The sequence below is a fragment of the Nostoc sp. DedSLP03 genome, assembly GCF_034530815.1.
GTDB lineage: Bacteria > Cyanobacteriota > Cyanobacteriia > Cyanobacteriales > Nostocaceae > Nostoc.
In genome coordinates, this window is record NZ_JAVRCK010000173.1 from 1 (window position 1) to 7,633 (window position 7,633).

Annotated in this window: 8 protein-coding genes; 5 read left to right on the forward strand and 3 right to left on the reverse strand. The window is 41.6% G+C overall.

Annotated features, from left to right (window positions below; all coding sequences use genetic code 11):
• The first annotated feature begins 121 nt into the window (after positions 1-121).
• Complete coding sequence (locus RM368_RS37535) at positions 122-1,528, forward strand: site-specific integrase (protein WP_322698764.1); 1,407 nt, start codon at positions 122-124, stop codon at positions 1,526-1,528.
• 541 nt (positions 1,529-2,069) lie between these two features.
• Here RM368_RS37535 and RM368_RS37540 read toward each other — a convergent pair.
• Together RM368_RS37540 and RM368_RS37545 are read right to left on the reverse strand one after the other, a co-directional pair.
• Positions 2,070-2,330, reverse strand: coding sequence for a hypothetical protein (locus RM368_RS37540; RefSeq protein ID WP_322698765.1), 261 nt, complete (start codon positions 2,328-2,330; stop codon positions 2,070-2,072).
• Positions 2,331-2,482: 152 nt separating this feature from the next.
• Entirely contained in the window at positions 2,483-2,755 is a 273-nt protein-coding gene (locus RM368_RS37545) for a hypothetical protein (protein WP_322698766.1), read from the reverse strand.
• Positions 2,756-3,127: 372 nt separating this feature from the next.
• On the opposite strand from RM368_RS37545, the gene RM368_RS37550 reads away from it, so the two are divergent.
• The 4 genes from RM368_RS37550 (at position 3,128) to RM368_RS37565 (ending at position 6,460) form a co-directional block, all read left to right on the forward strand.
• Positions 3,128-3,418, forward strand: coding sequence for a hypothetical protein (locus RM368_RS37550; RefSeq protein WP_322698767.1), 291 nt, complete (start codon positions 3,128-3,130; stop codon positions 3,416-3,418).
• Positions 3,419-4,244: 826 nt separating this feature from the next.
• Positions 4,245-5,009, forward strand: a complete 765-nt coding sequence (locus RM368_RS37555) for a KilA-N domain-containing protein (RefSeq protein WP_322698768.1) — start codon at positions 4,245-4,247, stop codon at positions 5,007-5,009.
• A 435-nt stretch (positions 5,010-5,444) separates the two neighbouring features.
• The gene (locus RM368_RS37560) at positions 5,445-6,107 is read left to right on the forward strand and encodes a hypothetical protein (RefSeq protein ID WP_322698769.1); all 663 of its coding nucleotides are present in this window, start codon (positions 5,445-5,447) and stop codon (positions 6,105-6,107) included.
• Positions 6,108-6,328: 221 nt separating this feature from the next.
• Complete coding sequence (locus RM368_RS37565; protein WP_322698770.1) at positions 6,329-6,460, forward strand: hypothetical protein; 132 nt, start codon at positions 6,329-6,331, stop codon at positions 6,458-6,460.
• 518 nt (positions 6,461-6,978) lie between these two features.
• Here the strand turns inward: RM368_RS37565 and RM368_RS37570 are convergent.
• The gene (locus tag RM368_RS37570; RefSeq protein ID WP_322698771.1) at positions 6,979-7,200 is read right to left on the reverse strand and encodes a hypothetical protein; all 222 of its coding nucleotides are present in this window, start codon (positions 7,198-7,200) and stop codon (positions 6,979-6,981) included.
• Positions 7,201-7,633 lie beyond the last annotated feature (433 nt).

Consider the following 7,633-nt stretch of genomic DNA (forward strand, 5'->3'; position numbering starts at 1 on the left):
GTATACCCTGTACGAAGTATGATTTAATGTTTCGTGATACCAAGATTTAGTCCACGTCTAACTTTGCTTAATTTAAACATTGTTCTAAATGGACTAAATTTTAAGACACATTTAAGACACAATGAAAAGCAAGGCACAGGACGTTTTTGAGGATTTTACTCCGCCAGCATCTACCGATGGCAGCTATTTAGGAACGCAGAAACAAATGAAAGCTACTCGGCAGCACCTGGAACGCAAATTTGAGAAGGGCTTGGCAGACACTAAGGCTCGGCTGAAAGCCGCTAAGGTAAAAGTGGGCTTGGTCGTGGCACGGGACACAATTCAATTGCAAGCATCCCTACCAATCAAACCGGGCGATCGCGACATAAAAGGACTTGGTTTTAAGCAGTACAAGATTTCGCTGAATATCCCTGCAAGCTTGGACGGGTTAAAAACAGCAGAGGAAGAAGCAAACGAGCTAGGCAAGCTGATGGCCCGTAAACAGTTTGAATGGACTGATAAATATCTGGGTAAAACAGCTAGGGTCAGCAACAAACATCAAACCCTTGGTGAAGTTTTAGAAGAGTTTGAAACTGAGTATTTCAAAACACACAAATTAACAGAAAAAAGTAAACACACGTTTTTCTATTACAAGGATTATTTACGGCGGTTGATTGGGGTAGATACTTTATTAACTCAATCGGAGATTGACAAAAAATTTGCAGAGTTGACTAAAGATTTTGCTAGATACAGCGCTGTTAAATCGTTGAAAGTTTTAAAATCAACTCTTAATTTAACTAGCTTTACTCTTGAACATTTCAAAGCCACGCAACCCAAAAGTCAGCCTAGAGATATCCCCAGCGATCAGGATATCATCAAATATCAGGAATCTTTTCATCATTACTCTTTGACTAGAAGCTTAACAATCAAGAAGAGTTGTTTAGATAGTTGGAAGATGTGGGAATGGGTGTATGGAATGCTTGCCACTTATGGACTACGCCCAAGAGAGTTGTTTGTAAATCCTGAAATTGATTGGTGGTTGAGTCCTGAAAATAAAGATAATACATGGAAAGTTCACCCAGACACTAAGACAGGTTACAGAGAAACTTTACCGCTACATCCTGAATGGGTTTACTTGTTTGATTTAAAAAACGTAGAGTATTTGGAACTGTTAAAGGCTCAAACTGATGGCAGGACTAGTTTTACAGATATCAACACTATTCGGGTTAATTGTTCATCATGGTTTAGGCGCGTAAATATTCCGTTTACACCCTATGACTTACGCCACGCTTGGGCGATTCGAGCGCACATGATGGGCATTCCAATTAAAGCTGCTGCTGATAATTTGGGACATTCTGTAGAGATTCACACTGAGATTTATCAGAAGTGGTTCAGCTTGGAGAATCGGAGGAAGGTAATTAAGCAGGCAGTGGATAAAAAAGATGATATGGATACGTTGATACAGGAGAATGCACGACTAAGGGCTGAGGTGGAATATCTCAGGCAAGCTCTGGCACGGCATCAAATCAGTGAGGTTTTGTCTACTTAACTCACAACAGAATATAGCTTATTAACAGAGGTGCATCTCTATCTGTTTAGCTTTAAAACTGTTAAATTAGCACCGCTACTTTTTTGGGCAATATATTAAAAAAAGTGCCTATTTTTGGGGAATTTATGTTAAAAATGCCTACCAAAAAAAATGTCTATATTTGTCAAAATTCGCTCTAAGAGGGGGTTTCAGCCGTCTACAGGCAATTTTTCAACTGGTTTGGGTGTAGACGCTCTGTTGTTGCACTGCAACCAAGTGGAACCAAAGTATTGTTACAGTGATATCGCACTGTAACCGCACTTATCGTAGTCTGTTGTCACAGTGTAGACAAACTGTAGACAGGTTTTGGTCGCGGTGTAGACGGGTTAAAACCGTGTTGAAACCATCCAATAGTGGCACAGTTAGGGGCTTATAGTGCCTGCATACTGCCACTATAAAGGCACAATACTAGGGTTATAGTCCCGCTTATGCGACACTTAAGTCCTTGAATACTAGGGCTATAGCCCCGCTTATGCGGCACTTAAGTCCGGGCATAGTGCCACTATTCGGGGGCAATACTTGCCTTCAATTCCTTAATGAAAGCCTGAATTGCCTTACCCGATGGCGATTGTCTGCCCATTCTCAGCTGATTTAAAGTGCGATCGCGGACTGCTTCATAGTCTGGCGCAAGGGATGCACCTGCTGTCTGTAGCTGTTGCCTGAGCTGCTGGTTTTCTCTCTCCAGTTCCCTAATCTGTTCTAATCTCCTGTTGAGAACTGTTCCATCCTTCAAGATATTGTTCTCTCGCTCAACGTCAGCCAATTGCTGCTCTAGCCCCTTCTTTTCCTTGCGGGAATGTTTGAGACGAGTTTCTAGGCTTTTAACTTCCGTTTGCAGCTGGTCGATAGTTTCGCTGTTCGCTACAGTTGAGTCTTCATTGCTTTCTTGCCCGGTAGTGCTAGTTTCCTTATCTACTACCGGGCTTTCAATTTTCCCCGCAGTTCCTCCAGGCGTGCCTCTAGTTGTGTTTCGAGTTGCGATCGCACTTCTGTTAGACTTGCTTCTACCTCTTGCTTAACCAATGACTTGATGTCTACAGATGTAGATAGTGAATCTGTAGACAAATTGGCAGATTTTGTAAGTATCCTTCGAGCCGTCTGGTTTAGACTCTCGCCCTCTAACTGCAATCCTTCTAGCCATTCCACAACTTCATCAGACAAGCGAAACGAAAATTGTTTGCTGACCATATCTTATGTCACTGAATACATATGTCTACAATAGTAGATGGTTTCAGAGTTCTTGTCTACAACTTTATTGACAGTCTGTATTCAGGTGTTGTATTCTAAATGTAGACAGATGAATACAATTATTAACTCAGGTTGCAGCGAGTAAATCGTAGCGTCGTCTCGCTCCCTACCCACATGGGATGGTTGAATGATCATCTAGTTAAAAGAAGTGCGATCGCAATTTGTTGCGAAACCTGCTTCAATGATTTCAGATACCTGATGTCACAAATGAAGTCAGCGCTTGAATGCGCCCCGGCAAGAGAGTCTCTTACCTCTCTCCCACCGGCACGACTTCCCCCTTAAAAGTTCTCACGCCACTAAGGAGGCAATAGTATGTTAGCTGCTGACGGGCCCACTTTGGGCAATTTTCGTCAAGCGTCAAAGTTTTGGCGTTTGCGAGTGAGTAAAGAATTCAGCAAACCCGAATATTACATTGGTCAAACCGTGCTGCACAAGACAAAAGTGAAGCAGGGCGAGATTTTGTACCCCGTAACAGTCCTGGGGCTTTCCTGGACTGGCGTGGACTGGCAGTACATGGTTTCCTTGCCAGAAGACCACCCTTGGTTTGAGGTAGACGATAACGAGTGGGATTGGGTCGATGATCATGAGTTAGAGCCAATGTAACTAAAATGCCTAGTAAGGGCGATTTTTGTTGAGGCGATCGCCTTTACTATGATCACCTGTGATCACCTATGGATCACCTTGGCAGATCACCTTCTTAACAATTCTGAAAGCCTTGCAGGGTAAGCATTTTCATTCAATTGTAACGAAGGTGATCCGTGAGAATGCTTCTCACCATGCTTTTTTTGATTCCAGTTTTATTTTTTTGCGTTTTCTGATGTACTTAGACGGATCACCTTCTTTACAATTAAGGGTAAAGCCTTGCCCTGCAAGGCTTGCATCATTCTCAATAAGGTGATCATCCAAGGTGATCATACAGGTGATCCAAGGTGATCCATTGTTTTGATACACACCTTCTATTTCAGCGCTTAATAGCTACTGGCAAGCGTTTGAGACGTTTTAAAAGGTGATCCACGGAGGGAGGCTAACTAACTGATTATCATGATTTCATGACTTATACTTCAATTTACTGTGTATAAAATATACAATCAAACCCCGAATTTTGAAGTTGACTCACCTCCTGGGGTGTGTCAAACCTGAATTTTGAAGTTGACAGTGTAGAAAATACACTGTCAAACCTGAATTTTGAAGTTGACAGTGTAGAAAATACACTGTCAAACCTGAATTTTGAAGTTGACAGTGTAGAAAATACACCGTCAAACCCAAACCTTGAAGTTGACTCACCCAAACAGGTGTATCAAATTTTGTCTTGTAGCTTCCAGTAGCTACTTATTTTCACTGTGTGGTGGTAGTGTCTGTAGGCTAAAAAAAACAACCCCTGTTTGAGCCGGAGTCGTTTAAGATTTTCAAAACAATGAAAAATTTATATATGTCAAACATAGAGCAGTTTGGTAACTTGGTGCAAGATGCACAGCGAGATGACAACTACATCAATGCCACCAAGTGGTGTAAGCGTTTTGGGTATGACTTGAAAAACTGGAAGCGATTCCCAGAAACCAAGGCTAGATTCGAGCATTTGAAAAATACACAGTCAAATGCTGAACCCTGGATTGTTGAGCGCGTAGGTAAAACTTGGGTAACTTGGGTTCACCCAATCATGGCAGTTCACCTAGCCAGCTACCTCGATCCAGCCTTCGCCAACTATGTAGCCGAGACTTTTATCAGATATGCCGAGGCTGACCCAACGCTTGCTGCTGATATTGCCTCACGCCAAAACACAGTAGAAGGGCTGGATATCATCAACGAGGCAGTTCAGAAGCAGTACAGCTTCATTTATAAGCGCGATTGGATCTGTTTCACAAATCCAATCGCGCTTGATCACTTCAGAAGACAACTTGAGTGGGGAGAGGAGATTTCTGAGTCTAATTTAGTGTCTCTTTTAAACAAAAAGTTTGGATTGCCTTGCGAAAAACTTGTTTTCAGTTATCCACTCTGTCAAGATACCTTCAATTTATTGGAAGACTTTTTGAAAGAGAAATACCCCGGCATTTATCAAAGCGCGTATACATTTTTTGAGTTACGTTCAAAACAGCACTCATCTATATCAATAGAAGATGAAACTGCTTTATTCAGCTATTTCATCCTAGAAATTAATGATTGGGTAAGAGAGAAAGGCGGCGCTTATAACTTTTGAGGTAGTACCCGTGGACTATAAAAACGGCCCTTGGTCAATGACCAGGGGTTGTTTTTGTACGCGATCGCTACCGCTCCCTACCCACAGATGAAGCATAAATGATCATCCCCGCTCAAGGAAGTGCGATCGCCTTCAGTTTTAAAAAGGTGAGTAGTTGCAATCTAGCTTGCACTGAAAATTGCAATGGTTGCCGATGCAGTTTTTAACGCAGTGACAGTGCGCGATCGCTAACTCTCCCGATTGGGACTTAACTCTTAATCGGATTGTCGTTGCGTGAAACGCGAGCGCACAGGCTGACTTCTAACTTCCACCAACTAGCTAGTGAAGTTGGAAGTTAGGAGTTGGAAGTCACTGCAATATGCAACGCTTCAACCACATTACGAGCGTTTACTATGGTTTGTGGAAAAGATTTAAGAGCGAGTCAAATATGATACTATGGACTTGTTTTCTAAAAGTTTTATTACTATGTCAGAGTCAATATTTCAACATCTAGTCAATAGTGTTGACAAAGATTATCAAAATACTTATGCATATGTAGATAAAAATTTTAATTTTATTCGCCAACTTACTCAAAAAATAGCTAACCATATTGGATGTAATCTAGGAAAAGATATATATCTTATTGATGAAGAAGGCTCTAAGCTTCCTCCTTTTAGTTTTATTCAAGATGCTATTTTAGTAGACAATGAATGTTTTTTTAGTTTTAAATTAGTAATTTCTGTAAAAGCTCAAGGCTTTAATATTAATAATTCTGGTAGAAGCTTTTATAACAAAGCTTTAGTTCCCCCTTCAGGAATTATTCTGTATTTTTCTATTAAACAAGAGGATGACATTTTTATTGTTAAAGCACCATCAATAAAAAAAGAAGAAACAGTTAGTGAAAGTTTTAAAATAAATTCTGATGATTCTTCATGGACTGAGTTACTTGAATCAGTTGGTCAAGTTCTAATACACTTTTCAAAAAAAGACCTTAAATATAGAATTAGTCAGTTATCTGAAGAATCATCTGAACAGACAAAACCTTTTGGTTTTAGTGCTACCCCTGAAACAAAGGTTATTAGTGAACCGCCAGCACCCCTGGACAATAACGATGTGTAGTTGCGTCCCCTTTGAATGGGAGACTTTCGGTAATTCGTCTCAATATTTGCAAGTTCCTTGCAAACTTATTTTCATACAATGAAAATTGCAACGCAGTCACAGCGCAGTGCGATGGCGCACACCCCACCTTCTGTGATCGCAATTGAGTAACCGCTAACTTCCAACTCCTGACTTCCGACTTCCACCAGCTAGTTAATGAAGTTGGAAGTTGAAGTTGGAAGTTGCCGCAACGTGCAGCGGCAAGACCAGCCGCCGCCGATTGTGTACAAAAACGTCGAGCGATCGCTGGTGAAGAACTTCATACAAACCTTAAGGTTTATCCGCTGTTGTACAGCAATAGGAACTGCTCATAAGTCACCAAAATGTTGATTAATACCCATAGGGTGCTAACAAAGGACGCGGCACAAATCGCCAAGAGAGCGATCGCCCTGGCGAAGCATTAGGTTCAGACAAGTTAACTTCTCTACGCAACGATTATTACTCTATCGCGCAAATCTTCCGCAACGCGATCGCCCTGGCGGAGTCTTAACCCCCCGCGTCGAAAAACATCTGCAAATAAGTGTTGCGTACTCTGGAAATGTTATACATTTCCCTATGTCCCGTACTCACTATGAAACTTAGAGGAAACATCTAATGTTTCCGCGAAAAAAGATTGGTGAAGAAATTCGCTTGAAACCTAATAGGTTTCGCCACAAACGTCTACGAATTTTAACGGCAGTTTAGCCGCGTCCTTGTAGCCTCTCGGTGATGGATCTAATTTTACTCAGTTCGCATCGACCACTATAGTTATCCCCAGAGGATTTAATTGCAATCCTTTTTCGGCAAGTTAACTTGTCACTGGTTTAATTCTTCCTAAAACTTGCTTCAAAACTCATGCAGCCCTAAGCCTTGAGTGCAGCAGCGAGTTACTGCGTTGCATCCGAACGCAAACTATACAGCAGTTCTCGCCAGCATCAAATTTTTGCGGCGGCAGCGCGTCAGTGGCGCGAATTTTACGACCGCACAAGGTTAACCAAATTGGCTGACCGTGCTTTTCGCTTTCCATTAGGTGCAGCACTCCGTGTTCACTTGTCCGCCTTCCTAGCGCATCCATGCACAATACCTCGTGTTTTAAACAAGTGTATAAACTTTGACAGATGTCCTGCAAGTTTTGACAAAAATTTGCCGGACAACATATGTTATCCGGTTGCAAGTTTTGGCGAAAATTTGCTGGACTACTTTAAGTTATCCGCCAGCGAATTTTGACGAAAATTTATCGGACAACATATATGTTATCCGGCTGCGAATTTTGACTCATAAACCACTGTTGCATCTCTAGTCGAGGGTTAATTGATTTCTAATTCTGTTGGGTATACAGCTAAAACTTCATAGCCCTTAAGCCACAATTTGCAAATCAGATTACCATTGCAGTGGGGTTTTGGATGTTTAAATCACGAGCTTTAAGACAAAAACAAGCCACGCGAAACGCAGACTTGCAAAACAGTTGATGTATAAGGGTTTTAGGCTTCAGCTTACCGTATACCCTG